The organism is Caballeronia pedi, assembly GCF_001544915.2.
In the GTDB taxonomy this organism is placed as follows: Bacteria; Pseudomonadota; Gammaproteobacteria; order Burkholderiales; family Burkholderiaceae; genus Caballeronia; species Caballeronia pedi.
In genome coordinates this window covers 266,364-280,299 of the sequence record NZ_FCOE02000008.1, presented here as the reverse complement: position 1 = coordinate 280,299, position 13,936 = coordinate 266,364, and the positions used below count along the sequence as shown (strand labels likewise).

12 protein-coding genes are annotated in these 13,936 nt (G+C 65.6%); 8 read left to right on the top strand and 4 right to left on the bottom strand.

The genetic code is table 11. The features are described 5' to 3' along the window. Window positions 1–18: 18 nt before the first annotated feature. Window positions 19–1,371, bottom strand: a complete 1,353-nt coding sequence (gene clcA / locus AWB80_RS15290; protein WP_061175492.1) for a H(+)/Cl(-) exchange transporter ClcA — start codon at window positions 1,369–1,371, stop codon at window positions 19–21. A gap of 107 nt (window positions 1,372–1,478) precedes the next feature. Here clcA and AWB80_RS15285 point away from each other — a divergent pair, with 107 nt between their 5' ends. The 3 genes from AWB80_RS15285 (at window position 1,479) to AWB80_RS15275 (ending at window position 5,194) form a co-directional block, all read left to right on the top strand. Next, entirely contained in the window at window positions 1,479–3,779 is a 2,301-nt protein-coding gene (locus tag AWB80_RS15285) for a VTT domain-containing protein (protein WP_061175491.1), read from the top strand. After that, window positions 3,776–4,522, top strand: coding sequence for an endonuclease/exonuclease/phosphatase family protein (locus tag AWB80_RS15280; protein ID WP_061175490.1), 747 nt, complete (start codon window positions 3,776–3,778; stop codon window positions 4,520–4,522). Before AWB80_RS15285 ends, AWB80_RS15280 begins: the two co-directional genes overlap by 4 nt. A 210-nt stretch (window positions 4,523–4,732) precedes the next feature. Further along, complete coding sequence (locus tag AWB80_RS15275) at window positions 4,733–5,194, top strand: HU family DNA-binding protein (RefSeq protein ID WP_061175489.1); 462 nt, start codon at window positions 4,733–4,735, stop codon at window positions 5,192–5,194. A 113-nt stretch (window positions 5,195–5,307) separates the two neighbouring features. Here the strand turns inward: AWB80_RS15275 and AWB80_RS15270 are convergent, their stop codons facing one another. After that, entirely contained in the window at window positions 5,308–6,207 is a 900-nt protein-coding gene (locus AWB80_RS15270) for a LysR family transcriptional regulator (RefSeq protein WP_061175488.1), read from the bottom strand. A 123-nt stretch (window positions 6,208–6,330) separates the two neighbouring features. Here AWB80_RS15270 and AWB80_RS15265 point away from each other — a divergent pair, with 123 nt between their 5' ends. Next, entirely contained in the window at window positions 6,331–7,074 is a 744-nt protein-coding gene (locus AWB80_RS15265) for an SDR family oxidoreductase (protein ID WP_061175542.1), read from the top strand. Window positions 7,075–7,081: 7 nt separating this feature from the next. Here the strand turns inward: AWB80_RS15265 and AWB80_RS15260 are convergent, their stop codons facing one another. Further along, window positions 7,082–8,656, bottom strand: a complete 1,575-nt coding sequence (locus AWB80_RS15260) for a 3'-5' exonuclease family protein (protein ID WP_244206515.1) — start codon at window positions 8,654–8,656, stop codon at window positions 7,082–7,084. 139 nt (window positions 8,657–8,795) lie between these two features. Here AWB80_RS15260 and AWB80_RS15255 point away from each other — a divergent pair, with 139 nt between their 5' ends. The 4 genes from AWB80_RS15255 (at window position 8,796) to AWB80_RS15240 (ending at window position 12,919) form a co-directional block, all read left to right on the top strand. Further along, window positions 8,796–10,202 carry a circularly permuted type 2 ATP-grasp protein gene (locus tag AWB80_RS15255; protein ID WP_061175541.1) on the top strand — a complete coding sequence of 469 codons (1,407 nt, stop codon included), beginning with the start codon at window positions 8,796–8,798 and terminating at the stop codon, window positions 10,200–10,202. Window positions 10,203–10,224: 22 nt separating this feature from the next. After that, window positions 10,225–11,178 (top strand): alpha-E domain-containing protein, encoded by a 954-nt coding sequence (locus tag AWB80_RS15250; protein ID WP_061175486.1) that lies wholly within the window; start codon window positions 10,225–10,227, stop codon window positions 11,176–11,178. Between the two features lie 3 nt (window positions 11,179–11,181). Continuing rightward, window positions 11,182–11,979, top strand: a complete 798-nt coding sequence (locus tag AWB80_RS15245) for a transglutaminase family protein (RefSeq protein ID WP_061175485.1) — start codon at window positions 11,182–11,184, stop codon at window positions 11,977–11,979. A gap of 67 nt (window positions 11,980–12,046) precedes the next feature. Continuing rightward, window positions 12,047–12,919: a proteasome-type protease gene (locus AWB80_RS15240; protein WP_087131301.1), complete on the top strand. Its 873-nt coding sequence runs from the start codon at window positions 12,047–12,049 to the stop codon at window positions 12,917–12,919. 4 nt (window positions 12,920–12,923) lie between these two features. On the opposite strand, the gene AWB80_RS15235 is transcribed toward AWB80_RS15240, so the two are convergent. Beyond that, window positions 12,924–13,877, bottom strand: coding sequence for a glycerophosphodiester phosphodiesterase family protein (locus AWB80_RS15235; protein WP_061175483.1), 954 nt, complete (start codon window positions 13,875–13,877; stop codon window positions 12,924–12,926). Between the last annotated feature and the right edge of the window lie 59 nt (window positions 13,878–13,936).

Sequence of the window (13,936 nt, the reverse complement as noted above, 5' to 3'; positions counted from 1 at the left end):
TGAAGTCGAAGGACGAGACTACCGCAACGGGTCGCCGGATGCAGAACGCGGGCCGCGCGCCGCGCGCTCGCCGAGGGAATCGTAGATCGGCGGCACGCGCAGCAGCATCGGCACGATCATCGCGGTGAAGCAGGCGATGAGCATCGGCAGCAGCAGCGAAAAGCTCGCCGTCATCTCCGTGACGAGCACGATGCCCGTGACCGGCGCGCGCACCACCGCGACGAAGAACGCCGCCATGCCGACCACCGCGAACGTGCTGGTATCGCCGGCGGCGGGCGCCATGCCCGGGAACCAGTCGAAACATACGCGGCCGAATACGAGTCCGGTTTGCGCGCCGAGCACGAGCATCGGCGCGAAGATGCCGCCGGGCGCGCCCGCCGCGTACGAAACCGGACCCATCACGAAGCGCAGCGCGAACATCGCGATCACGCCGGCCACGGTGCCCGCGCCGAGCAGCGCGCGTTCGGTCAGCGCATCGCCGCCGCCGGCGAGATCCGGCGCGAACCACGCGATCAGACCGACCGCCGCGCCGACTGCCGCCGCGCGCACGGTCGCATGCTTCACCGATTCGGGACGCGCGAGCGAATCGGCGATATCGAGTGTCCATAGAATGAGGCGGCAATAGGCCGCGCCGAGCAGGCCGAGCAACGCGCCGAGCACGAGATGCGCGCCGGCCATTTCGAAGCCGGGAAACGGCTGCGCTGGCACATGAAAGTCGGGCAGATCGCCGTGCAGCAGCCGCGCCATCGCGATCGCGCTCGCCGATGCGCCGAGCGCCGCGACCGCCGTGCGCGTATCGAAGCGACGCATCAGTTCTTCGAGCACGAACACGGCGCCCGCGATCGGCGCATTGAACGCCGTCGCCAGCCCCGCGCCCGCGCCCGCCGCGAGCAGCACGCGGCAATCGACGGCGTTGCGCCTGAACATCGTGCCGATGGCATGCGCGATCGATGCGCCCATCTGCACCGTCGGACCTTCGCGGCCGAGCGCGAGCCCCGCACCGATGGCCAGCACGCCGCCGACGAACTTGATCGGAATGAGCACGAGCGGCGCGGGCGGCAGGCGGCCGTGCAGCACCGCTTCGACATGCGGAATGCCGCTGCCGCTCGCCATCGGTGCAAAGCGCGCGACGAGCCAGCCGGCGAGCCCGGCGGCGGCCGCTGCCGCCAGCACGACGAGCACGACCGCGATATCGTGTCCCGCGTGCGCCCACGCGACGAACGCGTTGCGCCATGCGTCGGCGCGTTCGAGGGCGAAGCGAAACAGCACGCCGATCGTGCCCGTCGCCGCGCCCACGACAACCGAGGCCGCTGCGAGCGCGCCGAGTCCCGCGCGTTCGTCGTCTGGATGGGTGACTTCGTTATTGTTCATCGCGCATGTCGCTCCGGATCGGCATGTGCATCGAAGCGTAGCATCATGGCGGGCATGCTGTTTGCAAAACGAAAGTCATTTGGCCGCGAAGTGCCGTCGAGAGGCCCATGAGCCACGCAAAAGCCGATGAACCGTTTTTCCAGCCGGGACGCAATTGCGCGAGCGTGCGTCATGCGTCACGCTTCAGCCTGCTCATCGATGGTGCGGATTATTTCCGCGTGCTGCGCGAGGCGATCACGCGCGCGGAACGCACCGTGTTCATCCTGGGATGGGATATCGACAGCCGCATGAAGCTCACGCCCGAAGGCGCGAACGACGGCTATCCCGAAGCGCTCGGCGATTTCCTGCACGCGATCACCGCCGACAGGCGACGCCTGCGCATCTACATTCTCGCGTGGGATTTCGCGATGCTCTATGCATTCGAGCGCGAGTGGTTACCCGTGTACAAGATGGGCTGGCGCACCAACCGGCGCATCGCGTTCCAGATGGACGGCAAGCATCCGCTCGGCGGCTCGCAGCATCAGAAGCTCGTCGTGATCGATGATCGGCTCGCGTTCGTGGGCGGTCTCGATCTCACGCGCTCGCGCTGGGACACGACCGCGCACGCACCCGACGAGCCGCTGCGCCGCGATGCCAATGGCACGCCGTATCAGCCTTTCCACGATGTCCATAGCATGTTCGATGGCGACGCCGCGCGCGAGATCGGCATGCTCGCGCGCGAACGATGGGCGCGCGCATGCGGCAAGCGTCTTGCGATCCGCGCGCATCGCGCGACGCTCGTGCAGGACCCGTGGCCGCCTTCACGGCGCGTCGATCTCGAAGATGTCGATATCGCGATCTCGCTTACCGAGCCCGCGTATCTCGGCCGCGAACCGGTGCGGCAGATTCGCACGCAGTACCTCGACGCCATCGCGCGGGCGCGGCGCAGCATCTATATCGAGAACCAGTACTTCACGTCGGGCACGGTCGGCGCCGCGCTCGCCGATTCGCTCGCGCGCGAGGACGGCCCTGATCTCGCCATCGTCGTGCCGCGCAATCAGAGCGGCTGGCTGCAGGAAGTGACGATGGGCGTGCTGCGCGCGCGCCTGCACACGCTCCTGAAGGACGCCGACACGCATGGCCGTTACAGCCTGCTGTGTCCGAGCGTGCCGAAGCTCGGCGAGCAGATCGTCAACGTGCACAGCAAGCTGATGATCGTGGATGACGAGTTGCTGATCGTCGGCTCGTCCAACCTGAACAATCGTTCGATGGTGCTCGACAGCGAGTGCAACATCTCGATCGACGCGGGCGCCGACGCGCGCATCCGCCGCGCGATCGCGACGATGCGCGACATTCTGCTCGCGGAGCATCTCGGCTGCGAGCGCGCGGACATCGTGCGCGAACGCGATGCGCGCGGCAGCATGAACGCCGCGATCCAGGCGCTGTTGCGCGACCGGGACGCGCATCGCACGCTGGTGCCGCTCGATCCGCAAGTGTCGACCGAGCTCGACCAGCTCATTCCACCCGAAGCGCTGATCGATCCCGAAACGCCGATCGCCGCCGACGAACTCGTCGATCAGTTCGTCCCCGCGGAAAAGACGCGCCCGCTCATCGGACGCTTTGCGCTGCTCGGCGTGCTCGCGCTGATGGTCGTGGTGGTCGCGGGTCTGTGGCACTGGACGCCGCTCGGCGATTACGTGAACCTCAGATCGCTCACGCATGCGACACGCCGCGTCGACGCGCTGCCGTTCGCGCCCGTGTGGATCGTCGTCGGCTATGTGGTGGCGGCGGTCGTCTCGGTGCCGATCACGCTGCTCATCGCGACGACGGGCCTCGTGTTCGGCGCTTCGTGGGGCGGCCTCTATGCGTTTGTCGGCACGATGATCGCGGCTGCGATTTCATATTCGCTCGGTAGCTGGCTCGGCCGCGATGCGGTGCGCAAGCTCGCGGGCGCGCGCGTCAACCGGCTATCGGAGCGCGTGGCGCGGCGTGGCATCGTCGCGGTCGTGGTGCTGCGGCTTCTGCCGGTCGCACCGTTTTCGATCGTCAATCTCGTCGCGGGCGCATCGCATATCCGCATGCGCGACTTCATGATCGGCACGATGCTCGGCATGGGGCCGGGCATCTTCCTGACGGTCGCATTCGCGCATCAGCTCGTCGCTTCGTTGCAACATCCGACGGTCGGCTCGTTCGCGGTGCTGATCGGCATCGGTGCGGCGTTGATCGGTGTGTCGTTGCTGCTGCAGCGCTTTCTCGGCCGCGCGGATCATCACGACGCGCACGAAGGCGCGCCGAGCGATGCCGACAAGCCGCGCGCCAGCGACGAAGCGAAGCGCGCGAATGCGTTGCGCGAGAACGGAACAATGAGCGGGACCATGCCGCGCGATGCGGCATCGAGGAACGAGCGTCCCGACGAGGTCAACTCATGACGCTGATGCACGAAGCGGTCATCGAACCGGAAAACGTGAGCGAAGCCCGCGCGCGCGCGCTGCGCATCGCCACCTACAACTTGCATGGCGCGATAGGTATCGACGGCAAGTTCGCGCCGGAGCGCATCGGCGAAGTGCTCGCCGAGATCGACGCGGATATCTTCGCGCTGCAGGAAGTGCCGCTCGGCGGCAGCGGCTCGCCCGATGTGCTCGACGTGCTGCAACGCATGACCGGCTTGCACGCCGTCGCGGGCCCGACGCTCGATACGCCCGAGCGCCGCTACGGCAACGCGGTGCTCACGCGCTATCCGGTACGCGCGGTGCGTACGCTCGACCTGTCGTTCAGAAGCCGCGAGCCGCGCGGCGCGCTCGACGCCGACATCGATTGCGGCGGCGAAGTGTGGCGCGTGGTCGCGACACATCTTGGCCTCGCATCGAGCGAAAGGCGCGCGCAAGTGCAGCAAGTGCTGCAAAGCTTCGATACGCCCGCGCTGCCCGTGATCCTGCTCGGCGACCTCAACGAGTGGTTCGTCTATGGCCGCACGCTGCGTCGGCTCGTCACACACTTTCATCGCGCAAGCGCGTTGCGTACCTTTCCGACGCGCTATCCGCTCTTCGCGCTCGACCGCATCTGGGTGCATCCGGGCGAGCGTCTCATGCGTGTCGATGTGCATCGCACACGGCTTTCGCGCATCGCTTCCGATCACTATCCGCTCATCGCTCACATCACGCATCGGCGTTGACGCAATGCTTCGAAATACATCGAAGAACATCGCCCATGATGCGTTGATGGCTCGCGTGTTTCAGCGACGCCACGAAAAACCCCTATAAAAACGATATAAAAGCGCAAAAGACTCGCACGAACTCGCTTGGCCTATGTAGAATCCGGCGTGATACGACGCATCGGTGCGAACGTATTCGAACATCACTGACCAAAAACAGGTAGGAGAAACATGCCGACTTCCGCTAAAACCGCTGCCAAGAAAGCCCCGGCCAAGAAGGCCACGGCGAAGACCGCCGCCGCACCGGCGAAGAAAGCAGCAGCGCCGAAGGTTGCCGCGAAGAAAGTAGTAGCCGCGAAGAAGACCACGGGCGCTCCCTCGCCGATCAAGGACACGTTCACGAAGGCATCGCTCGCGACGCACCTCGCCGAGCGCGCCGCTGTCGACGTGAAGGCAGTGAAGGCCGTTCTGGTCGCGCTGGAAGACACCATCCTCGGCTCGATCCACAAGAAGGGCGCAGGCGAATTCACGCTGTCGGGCCTGCTGAAGATCTCGGCGCAAGCCGTGCCGGCGAAGAAGAAGCGCTTCGGCAAGGACCCGTTCTCGGGTGAAGAGCGCTGGTTCCCGGCCAAGCCGGCAAGCGTTCGCATCAAGGCGCGCGCGCTGAAGAAGCTGAAGGACGCAGCGGCTTAAGTTACTTTCGCCGGCGTTTCGGCTTCGGTTTCGTCAGCGAAATCGAAGCTCGATGAAAAAGAGGCCAGCTTCCCTTCACTGGGATGCTGGCCTCTTTTGCTTTTGATTTTCGATCAGCCGCGCACGTTGTATCGAGCGAAGATCTCGCTCAACCAGTCCGCGAAAACCCGTACCCGTGCGGATAGCTGACGGTTATGCGGATAGAGCACGGAGATGGGCATCGGCGGCGGCGGCAGGTTGGGAAGCACGACATGCAGGCGGCCATCGGCGAGCGCATCGTCGACGTGATAGCGCGGCACCTGAACGATGCCGAGTCCCGCCAGCGCGGCCTGCGTGTACATCTCGACACCTGTCACGGAGATCGTCGCCTGCAGTTCGATCGCCTCGATGCGGTTATCCACGCTGAATTCCAGCGGCAGCACGCGCCCCGTCGCGCTCGATAGGAAGTTCACCGCGCGATGCGACGCGAGCGCTTCGAGATCATCCGGAACGCCTTCGCGCGCGAGATACGCGGCGCTCGCCACCGTGACCTGTTCGAGCAGCGCGACGCGCCGGCCGATCATCGATGAATCCTGCAACGTGCCCGCGCGCAGCACGCAATCGACGCCTTCGCGCACGAGGTCGACGAGCCTGTCGTCCTCGCCGATATGCAGTTCGATGCGCCCGTAACGTTCGAGAAACGCGGGCAGTCCCGGCATGATGAAGTGCCGCGCGAGCGTGCCCTGCAGATTCACGCGCAACAGACCCTTCGGCTCGATATGTCTGAACGAGTCTTCCGCTTCCTCCAGATCCGCGATCAGGCGCACGCAGCGCCGGTAGTGCGCTTCGCCGTCGTGCGTGAGGCGCACGGTGCGCGTCGTGCGTTCGAGCAGGCGCGTGCCGAGCCGCTCTTCCATGCGCTTCATCAGATTGGTGACGGTGGCGCGCGGTATCTGCAGATCGTCGGCGGCTTGCGTGAAGCTGTGCCGCTCCGCGATACGCACGAACACCTGCATCTCCTGGAATCGATCCATAGTGATTGAGCGTCGAATTGTTGAAGCAACTGGAACGATGATACTAAGCCACGCACGATGATCGCGGAAACGGAATGATCCATCATGCTTCTCATCGAACAGCCCACCTTTGAGGAGCACATCATGAGTCAGATCAAAACGAAACGCGTGGCCATCGTCACGGGCGCATCGCGCGGCATCGGCGCCGAGATCGCGCGGCGTCTCGCGCACGACGGTTTCGCGGTTGCGGTGAACTACGCGGCGAGCGCGCAGGAAGCGGAGGCGCTCGTCGCCGAATTGCGTGAATCGGGCAGCGCGGCGATCGCCGTGAAAGCGGATGTTGCCAACGCGGACGACGTGCGCCGCATGTTCGAAACGGTCGAAGCGGAACTCGGCAAGGTCGATGCGCTCGTCAACAACGCGGGCGTATTGAAGACCGTGCCGCTCGCCGACACGAGCGACGCGCTCTACGATCAGACCTTCGACATCAACGTGCGCGGCACCTTCAACACGCTGCGCGAGGCGGCGGCGCGCATGAACGGCGGCGGGCGCATCGTCAATTTTTCGAGCACGACGCTCGCGCTGAACATGCCCGGCTACGCGATCTACAACGCGACCAAGGCGGCGGTCGAATCGTTTACGCATGTGTTCGCGAAGGAGTTGCGCGGGCGCGGCATCACGGTGAATGCGGTGGCGCCGGGACCGGTGGCGACATCGCTGTTCCTCGACGGCAAGACCGACGAGCAGATCGCGGCGTTCTCGAAAATGCCGCCGCTCGAACGGCTCGGGCAGCCGGACGATATCGCGGCGGTCGTCGCGTTTCTCGTCGGTCCGGATGCGGGCTGGGTCAACGGACAGGTGTTGCGCGCGAACGGCGGCATCGCCTGAGGCGCGTTCAGAACATCAGCGCGAACTGATCGGCGACGATCGCGCGACGCTTTGTGGCGCGTTTCGTCTGCTGCGTGATGGTGACCACGCGTTGTGGCGCCTCTTGTACGACGAGATGAAACGCGGGCCGCGCATCGCATGCGATCCATGCGAGCTGCTCCGACGCGATACGCTTCGCAAGCAGGCCGTACACATCGGAATCGAAAGGGCGCAGATCGGGGGCATCGGCGAGCAGCGAAGCGATCTCCTCGCGCGTCGCACATGTGCCGACATAGCACCATCGATCGATCACGTGCCACGCTTCGCGGCCCGTGTGTTCGTCGCGCTCGGGGATGGCGATCGGTCCTTCGTGCGGCCAGCGCACGAGGCGCGCGTGTTCCAGCGCCGCGAGCGCGCGCGCCGCGTGATCCGCGACTGTTTCAACACCCGCACACGATCCCAGGCAGCGTTTCACCTGATAGCCGAAGCAGCCGCGACTGAGCGACAGCGGCGCTTTTTCCAGCCCGAGCGTCGCGTGACAGAGCGTGTGCTCATCGGCGACATGGCGCATGAACGCGTGCGCCTTCGCGCGCGACGCGAACACGCCGAACAGATGCGCCTCGCGCGACAGATCGCGCGCATTCGCCTTCACGAGCGTCGGCGCGCTCGCGCCGGGCAGCCACTGCCACGCGCAGGCTCCCGACGCGCCTTTCAGCAGGCGGTTGTGCGTCGGCTTCAACTCTTTCACGAGCCTGGCTTCGAGCAGCAGCGCACCGAGTTCACCGACCGTCTCGCGGCATTCGATGCGACGGATGGCCTGCGAGATCGACAAGTCCTTCTGAAGCCTGTGATCGCCCGAAAAATGCGCCGCGACGCGCTGTTTCAGGTTGATGCTCTTGCCGACATAGAGCGGCACGTCGTCGTCGCCGTGAAAGAGATAGACGCCGGGCGTCGACGGCAGCGCATCGAGCGCGCCTTCGGGCAGCGCGGCGGGCAGACTCGCGCGCCTGACGAGCGTCTTGATCGCGGCATCGACGAGATCCTGCCGATACAGCGCGTGAATCTTCTGCCAGAACTGCCAGAGCAGATCGGCGTCGGCGAGCGCGCGATGGCGTCCTTCCGGCGCGAGATTCAACCGCGCGATGAGCGCATCGAGCCCATGCCGTTCGACCGACGGAAAGAGCGCGCGCGACAGCCGCACCGTGCACAGCGTATCGGCGCGAAACGCGATGCCCGCGCGGCGGAAAGCGTTCTTGAGAAAGCCGTAATCGAAGCGCGCGTTGTGCGCGACGAAGAGCTTGCCGTGCAGCCGCTCGGCGAGCGCGGGCGCGAGCGATTCAAAGCTCGGCTGGCCGCGCAGCATGGAGTCGTCGATGCCGGTCAGCCGCGAGATGAACGGCGGCACCGGCACGCCCGGATCGACGAGCACGCTCCAGCGCTCGATGCCCGCCGTGCTCGCTTCCACGACGCCGATCTCGGTGATGCGGTCTTCGGTTGCGTTCGAACCCGTGGTTTCCAGATCGACGAACACGATCGGGCGCGCGAGTCCTGCGAGGAGGGCGTCGGCGAGCGAATCGGCTTCGTCTTCGAAGGCGTCGGACATGTTCAAACGTAGGTCGATGAAGGGAAAGTCTAGCGCGAAACCGCCGTGCACCATGAACGCGCGTTAAAAAAGTGGCACACGTCACGCGTTTTTCGTCCGATACTGCAACGAAACGCGCCGAAAAACGAAGGACGCAATGATGCAGATCTACGATGAAATGCGTCAGGACGACACCGTGCGCAGCCACTACGCGCGGTTCTCCCGCTGGCTCTCGATGCAGAGCCCCGAGACGATCGCGCGCAAGCGGGCCGAGGCGGACGTGCTGTTCCGGCGCGTGGGCATCACCTTCGCGGTGAACGGCGACCTGTCCGGCACCGAGCGGCTCATTCCGTTCGACATGATTCCGCGCATCATTCCCGGCGACCAATGGCGCGTGCTCGAAACCGGCTTGCGGCAGCGCGTGCAGGCGCTCAATCTGTTTCTTCACGACATCTATCACGACGGCGACATCGTGCTCGCCGGCCGCATTCCCGCCGAGCAGGTCTATACGAACGCGCAGTATCGGCCGGAGATGCAGGGCGTGGACGTGCCGCTCGACGTGTACGCGCATATCGCCGGCGTCGACGTGGTGCGCGCGGGCGAAGCGGGCGAGTTCTACGTGCTCGAAGACAATCTGCGCGTGCCCTCGGGCGTGTCGTACATGCTGGAAAACCGCAAGATGATGATGCGGCTCTTTCCCGAACTCTTCGTGCAGAACCGCGTCGCGCCGGTCGCGCATTATCCCGACCTGCTGCTGGAGACCTTGCGCTCGATCGCGCCCGAAGGCGTCGACGATCCTGCCGTCGTCGTGCTGACGCCCGGCATGTACAACTCCGCTTACTTCGAGCACACGTTTCTCGCGCAGCAGATGGGCGTGGAACTCGTCGAAGGCAAGGATCTGTTCGTCGACGACAATTACGTCTTCATGCGTACGACGCACGGGCCGCGCCGCGTCGACGTGATCTATCGCCGCGTCGACGATGATTTTCTCGATCCGCTCGCGTTTCGCGCGGATTCGGCGCTCGGCATTCCGGGCCTGCTGACGTCGTATCGCGCGGGGCGCGTGACGCTCGCGAACGCGATGGGCACCGGCATCGCCGACGACAAATCGATCTACCCGTTCGTGCCCGACATGATCGAGTTCTATCTCGGCGAGAAGCCGATTCTCAACAACGTGCCGACGCATCAATGCCGCAAGCCCGATGATCTCGCGTACACGCTCGCGCATCTGTCGGAACTCGTCGTGAAGGAAGTGCATGGCGCGGGCGGTTACGGCATGCTCGTCGGGCCGGCATCGACGCGTGACGAGATCGAAGCGTTTCGCGCGCGGCTCATCGCGCGGCCCGAAGGCTACATTGCGCAGCCGACGCTCGCGCTGTCCGCCTGCCCGACCTTCGTCGAGGCGGGCATCGCGCCGCGTCATATCGATTTGCGGCCGTTCGTGCTTTCGGGCCGCGAAGTGTCGATGTGCGCGGGCGGCCTCACGCGCGTGGCGTTGCGTGAAGGCTCGCTCGTCGTCAACTCGTCGCAGGGCGGCGGGACCAAAGATACGTGGATGGTCGAATGACTCACTCTCTGCCGATGATGTCATGCTGAGCCGCACCGCCGATCACCTGTTCTGGATGGCGCGCTACATGGAGCGCGCGGAGAACACCGCGCGCATGCTCGACATCAACCTGGAAGGCGCGCTGCTGCCGCAGACGCCGGAACAGGCGGCGCGCGCGCAGCGTTCGGTGCTGAAGATATCCGAACTGGAGGAGATGTTCGACGAGCGCTATCCCGGATCGTACGAGCGCGAAGACATGCTGCATTTCATGGCCGCCGACGCGCGCAATCCGTCGAGCATTCTCTCGTGCCTGCAGGCGACCCGCGAGAATGCGCGCGCGGTGCGCGGCACGCTCACGACCGAAGGCTGGGAAACCATCAACTTCACGTGGCTCGAATTCAATCAGCGGCTTGCGAAGCTGGAACTCGTCACGGGTCCGGATGCGCTGTTCGAATGGGTCAAGTACCGCTCGAACCTGTGCCGCGGCGTGATGCACGGCACCGCGCTGCGCGACGATGCATTCTTCTTCATGCAGCTCGGCGCGTATCTCGAACGCGCGGACAACACCGCGCGCATTCTCGACGTGCGCTTCGCCGACGCCACGCCGAACTCGCGCGAGGCGGCGCGCCAACTCGAAGATTTCTACTACTGGACGTCGATACTCAGTTCCGTATCGGCGCTGGAGATCTATCGCAAGGTGTATCGCGATGTCGTGACGCCCGCGCGTGTCGTCGAACTGCTGATCCTCAACGAGCAGATGCCGCGTTCGCTGCTGGCGTCGCTCGACGGCGTCTGCGAGACGCTCGCGAAGCTGCGCACGGATGCGTCGAAGGACTGCGAGCGCTTCGCGGGCAAGCTGCGCGCGGACGTCCTCTATGCCGACATCCGTCAGATTCTGGAGACGGGAGTGCACGCGTGGCTCACGCAGTTTCTGAAGCGTGTCGATGAACTCGGCCTGCGCGTGATGCACACTTTCCTCATGCTTCCGATTGCGTGAATCATGCTGCTGACCATTCGCCACGACATCCGCTACCGCTACGCCGCGCCGGTCACCTATTCGATCCAGCAGTTTCGCGTGACGCCCGCGAGCGGCGCGGCGCAGCTCGTGCGGCACTGGCACGTCGAAGCGCCGGGCAAGCTCGATACCGCGCGCGATGCCTACGGCAATGTGCTGCACACGCTCGTGCTGACGAAGCCGCACAGCGAAATGCATGTGAGCGTGGCGGGCGAAGTCGAAACCGAGGCGCTTGCCGATGGCCGCCTCTACGATGAAGCCGGTCCGATTCCGCTTGAACATTTCACCTGCGCGACGCCGCTGACTTCGCCGGATGCGGCGGTGCGCGAGCTTGCGCATCGCGTGCCGTCGCTCGATACGTCCGCGTCGCTCGTGGCGTTGGCGCAGCGTATCGCGGACAGCGTGAAGTATCGCCATGAACCGGCGTATGCCGCGGGCACGGCCGCGCAGGCGCTCGCAAGCGGCTTCGGCGACGCGCGCGACCTCGCGCATCTGATGCTCGCGTGCTGCCGTGTGCGCGGCGTGCCCGCGCGCTGCGTGAGCGGTTATGTCGATGCAGGCCCGAGCGCCGCCCCGGCGATGCACGCATGGGTGGATGTCTGGGTGGAGCACGGCTGGGTATCGGTGGATGCGACCCAGGCCGCGTTCGCGGGCGAGCGCCACTGCCGGCTCGCCGTGGCGCGCGATCACGAAGCCGCTGCGCCAGTGCGCGGCGCGCGCGTGGGCGGCAAGGAGGAGACGCTCGCGGTGCACATCGATATCGAAGCGCACCCCGATCCATGAGCGGGTGGATGCGACCCGCTGTCGCGCTCAGTACAATAGCGGTTTGCTTGTTTCAGGACGGATTGACATGACTTATTGCGTGGGCATGTGCGTGGACGAGGGGCTCGTGTTCCTGTCCGACACGCGCACCAACGCCGGCGTGGACCACGTGAGCGCCGCGCGCAAGATGGTTGTTTTCGAACAGCCGGGAGAGCGCGTGATCGTTCTGCTCGCGGCGGGCAACCTCGCCCTGACGCAGGCGGTGACCCATCTGCTCGGGGAGCCGTCCGACCCCGGCGCGCCCACGCTCTACAGCGTGCCGACGATGGCGGAAGCCGCGCGCATCGTCGGCGATGCGGTGCGCGAGGTGCATCGGCGCGATGCGCTGTCGCTCGCGGAATTCAGCGTCGACTTCAATTGCAGCTTCATTCTCGGCGGGCAGATCTGCGGCCAGCCGCCGCGCCTGTTCATGATCTACGCGGCGGGCAATTTCATCGAATCGACGCGCGTGTCGCCGTATTTTCAGATCGGCGAGTCGAAGTACGGCAAGCCGATCATCGACCGCGTGATCACGCCCGCATCGCCGCTCGACGAAGCCGCCAAATGCGCGCTCATTTCGATGGATTCGACGCTGCGCTCCAATCTCTCGGTCGGTTTGCCGCTCGACCTGCTGGTCTACGAAAAGGACTCGCTGCGCGTGACGCGTTTCGCCACGCTCGACAACAACAGCGCGTACTACCAGATGATCAACAAGACCTGGGGCGAGCGTCTGCGGCAGCTTTTCGGCGAGATTCCGAATCCGTCGTGGACCGAACTCGACGATGTTCCGCTGCGCCCGCGCGAGACGCGCAGCACGGTGCCGCGGCTCGTCATCGGTGATTTGCCGTGCGGCGGCGCGGATGCGCCCGCGCAGACGCTCGCCGAGGACACCAACCCCACAGGCAACGCGCCGCAGCGGTGAGCCGTCAGCGCGCGGCGGGCGGGCATTGCAGCGGCAGCGCCGTGTTCGCCCTGATCGCGCGCATGTTTCGCGGTGAATCGGTGAGCACGGCGGTTACGCCAAGGCACGCGGCGGCGCGGTAATCGTCGGCGTTGTCGATGCCGATCGCGACGATCGGCGTCTGCCCGTTTGCGCGGAAGCACTCGATCGCGTCAGGCGTCCACAGTTTCGCCGTGACCGCCGAGCGCGTTTCGCCGAGCGTGAACGTCTCGACCAGCTCCATCTTTCTCGCATATTCGAAAGCGGTCCAGGTTGCGGGCGGCGGCGCAGCCTCGCACGTCCTCGCGAGCGCGACGGCGGCGAGCCTTGCGCGCGCAGCATCGCGAGATTCGAAGAGGCGCGCCTGCGGATACGCTGCGAAGGCGTTCTGATACGCGGCATCGGTCGAATAGATCAGCACGCGCGGCCACGCGTTTTCCTCGTTCAGCACGTGCGCGACGGCTGCCGCCTGCGGCGCGGCGGGCAGCGCTTTCATGTCGAGCATCACGGGGACGGTGGGCGGAATCGCGCGCAACGCCGCGGCGAGCGTCGGAATCCGCACCGGATGGTCGCGATACGGCTGACGCGTCGTGCCGCTCGCGTCGTGTGGCGCGAAGTTCCATCCCGCATTCAGCCGCTCGAGCGCCGCCAGGTCGAAGTCCGCTACCGCGCCGCGGCCATCGGTGTTCACCGAAAGATCCACTGGACGATATAGCACCGGCACGCCATCGCGCGTGAGTTGCACGGTGAGCCAGATCGCATCGGCGCGATTGTGCAGCGCGCCCTCGATGGCGATCAGTGTGTTCTCGGGATAGTCGGCCGCGCCGCCGCGATGCGCGATGATCATCGGAAGGGCGGGTGCATCGACCGTTGCGCACGCGGCGCTCGCGACACACGCGGCGAGGACGAGGAAGCGATGAAGGGTCGAACGTGGCGGCATCGTGCGAATCTCCTGGATATCGATATCCGGGCGATTCTGCTGCCCTCAGCCGGACGCGT

Excerpts from the sequence above, each read along its gene's own strand:
- AWB80_RS15260 (WP_244206515.1), bottom strand. The coding sequence starts at position 8,656 with ATGTCCGACGCCTTCGAAGACGAAGCCGATTCGCTCGCCGACGCCCTC.
- AWB80_RS15280 (WP_061175490.1), top strand. The coding sequence starts at position 3,776 with ATGACGCTGATGCACGAAGCGGTCATCGAACCGGAAAACGTGAGCGAA.
- AWB80_RS15285 (WP_061175491.1), top strand. The coding sequence starts at position 1,479 with ATGAGCCACGCAAAAGCCGATGAACCGTTTTTCCAGCCGGGACGCAAT.
- AWB80_RS15275 (WP_061175489.1), top strand. The coding sequence starts at position 4,733 with ATGCCGACTTCCGCTAAAACCGCTGCCAAGAAAGCCCCGGCCAAGAAG.
- AWB80_RS15240 (WP_087131301.1), top strand. The coding sequence starts at position 12,047 with ATGACTTATTGCGTGGGCATGTGCGTGGACGAGGGGCTCGTGTTCCTG.
- AWB80_RS15235 (WP_061175483.1), bottom strand. The coding sequence starts at position 13,877 with ATGCCGCCACGTTCGACCCTTCATCGCTTCCTCGTCCTCGCCGCGTGT.
- AWB80_RS15245 (WP_061175485.1), top strand. The coding sequence starts at position 11,182 with ATGCTGCTGACCATTCGCCACGACATCCGCTACCGCTACGCCGCGCCG.
- clcA (WP_061175492.1), bottom strand. The coding sequence starts at position 1,371 with ATGAACAATAACGAAGTCACCCATCCAGACGACGAACGCGCGGGACTC.
- AWB80_RS15250 (WP_061175486.1), top strand. The coding sequence starts at position 10,225 with ATGCTGAGCCGCACCGCCGATCACCTGTTCTGGATGGCGCGCTACATG.
- AWB80_RS15270 (WP_061175488.1), bottom strand. The coding sequence starts at position 6,207 with ATGGATCGATTCCAGGAGATGCAGGTGTTCGTGCGTATCGCGGAGCGG.
- AWB80_RS15265 (WP_061175542.1), top strand. The coding sequence starts at position 6,331 with ATGAGTCAGATCAAAACGAAACGCGTGGCCATCGTCACGGGCGCATCG.
- AWB80_RS15255 (WP_061175541.1), top strand. The coding sequence starts at position 8,796 with ATGCAGATCTACGATGAAATGCGTCAGGACGACACCGTGCGCAGCCAC.